Source organism: Thermococcus sp. ES12, from assembly GCF_012027515.1.
Lineage (GTDB): Archaea > Methanobacteriota_B > Thermococci > Thermococcales > Thermococcaceae > Thermococcus > Thermococcus barossii.
This window is the reverse complement of sequence record NZ_SNUP01000059.1, coordinates 1-459: the sequence shown is the minus strand read 5'-3', so window position 1 is coordinate 459 and position 459 is coordinate 1. Positions and strand designations below refer to the sequence as shown.

General features: G+C 35.7%; 1 protein-coding gene. It reads right to left on the bottom strand.

What is annotated here, in order from left to right; genetic code table 11:
* Nucleotides 1-99: 99 nt before the first annotated feature.
* The coding region (locus E3E37_RS11020; protein WP_167717384.1) for a hypothetical protein at nucleotides 100-459 on the bottom strand (360 nt) is incomplete at its 5' end.

The following is a 459-nucleotide window of genomic DNA, read 5'->3' as shown; positions in this document are numbered from 1 at the left end:
TCTTTAGCGTTAGAATCACTATCTTCAACTACTATGTTAATCATGCTTGAAGCGTCAAACTGAATCAAAATAGCAACGCTCTTATACTTCTCAGTGACTTCATCCATTTTCAACCACCTTAACCATTATCGCTATTACAAACTTTTTCTTTTCTTCATCTTCAAGAACAAGCTTTAACATGCCTTTTTCCTCGTCATACTTTGAAGCTTTCAGCACTTTTCCAAGAAGTTTTGAAGCCTTTAACATGACATCCATAACTGCTTTTCTGAATTCTTCATCTTCGTTCTCTTCATCAACTTCTTCAAGTTGCTTAAAGCGATCTTCTACGTATTGCTTAAGCTCTTCAAGTTTCGCTTTATCATACTTAAAGTTCCCAACTAATGCCATGCCGAAATTCATCACATTAGTGAAAAAATCCGCTAACTGGGGATACCTTAAAGCCAAAAATCCAGCTTTCAA